The 1,097-nt window shown below is 30.9% G+C and carries 1 protein-coding gene; it reads left to right on the forward strand.

Features of this window, described 5'->3' with window-relative positions:
- The coding region (locus B5E75_RS14310; protein ID WP_143746991.1) for an IS1634 family transposase at positions 1–1,007 on the forward strand (1,007 nt) is incomplete at its 5' end.
- Positions 1,008–1,097 lie beyond the last annotated feature (90 nt).

Genomic DNA, 1,097 nt, shown 5'->3' on the forward strand with positions numbered 1-1,097 from the left:
CCAACCAGATTCCTATAGGCATGAAAATGTTTCCTGGGAATCAAAGTGAGAAACCTATTATGAGAGATGTTGTAAATGATTTAAGAAATACATATCAAATAAATGGCAGAACAATACATGTAGCTGATAAAGGTCTTAATTGTGCTGATAATATCGCTTTCGCCAAAGAAAATGGTGATGGTTATCTCTTTTCTAAATCCGTAAAGATGCTTCCTGAAACCGAACAAACTTGGGTGACCATGGATAGTGATGATTGGGAAGAAGTGAGAGATAAAGAGGGACATCTCATTTACAAATACAAATCATGTGTTGATCAATTTCCTTACAACATCACTATTGATGAAAACACAGGGAAAAAGAAAATTTTGATGTTTAAAGAAAAAAGAGTACTTACTTATAACCCTAAGCTTGCTACAAAGAAAAAGTATGAAATAGAAAAACAAGCTGAGAAAGCAAGAGAACTCTGTTATAGCCAAGCAAAACGTTCTGAATTTGGAGATCTAGGAAAATATGTTGATTTTATCAATGGAAAAGGAGGAAAAGCTAAAGCCAAAATAAATCAAGAAGCCATTGACAAAGAAAGAAAACTTGCAGGTTATAATCTTCTAGTGACTTCTGAAACAAAAATGAGTGAACGCGAAATATATGAGACCTATCATAATTTATGGAGAATAGAAGAATCATTTAAGATCATGAAAAGCGATCTCGATGCAAGGCCTGTATTTCTCCAAAAAGAAAGTACTATAAAAGGACATTTCTTAATCTGTTATTTATCAGTTCTTCTAGAAAGATTACTACAATTCAAAGTATTCAATAAAGAGTTTAGTACATATGAAATCATGAAGTTCACACGTGAATTTAGACTAGTAAAAGGTGAAAGTAAATACATTAATATAACAACAAGTAGCAGATTTATAAAAGAATTTGCGAAGCTGTCTAAACTTCCATTAACTAACTACTACCTAACAGAGAGACAAATTAAACAAATATTAAATTATAAAATATAGAATTAAAAACAGGTCCCTAAAAATAGGGACCTAAATATTTTATAAAACTATCACTAGATTTTAATACCGGATACTAAAGTCAGGTATTAT

Origin of the sequence: Massiliimicrobium timonense, from assembly GCF_002160865.1 — a bacterium.
In the GTDB taxonomy this organism is placed as follows: Bacteria; Bacillota_I; Bacilli_A; order Erysipelotrichales; family Coprobacillaceae; genus Allocoprobacillus.